Here is a 292-nt window from a genome sequence, read left to right as displayed (position 1 = left end):
AAGCGGTGCGAAAAGGCGGAACGATCCAGATTACGGGTGTGTACGGCGGCAGATACAACGGGTTTCCCCTTGGCGATATCATGCAGCGGAACGTCAATATCCGATCAGGACAAGCTCCGGTTATCCATTATATGCCGTATATGTTTGAACTGGTGTCAACCGGCAAAATTGACCCGGGTGATGTTGTAAGCCATGTCATTCCGCTCAGTGAAGCGAAGAACGGCTATGAGATGTTTGACACGAAAACAGATGATTGTATTAAAGTTGTACTCAAACCTTAGAGAACGGAGGC

1 pseudogene is annotated in these 292 nt (G+C 47.9%); it reads left to right on the top strand.

The annotated features are described in order from the left end of the window. Nucleotides 1-281: pseudogene (locus SB660_RS19860) on the top strand (glutathione-dependent formaldehyde dehydrogenase); the annotation flags it as partial. Nucleotides 282-292: the final 11 nt, after the last annotated feature.

This window comes from Bacillus sp. SIMBA_005 (genome assembly GCF_046535585.1).
Lineage (GTDB): Bacteria > Bacillota > Bacilli > Bacillales > Bacillaceae > Bacillus > Bacillus pumilus.
This window is presented reverse-complemented; position numbering and strand designations above follow the sequence as displayed.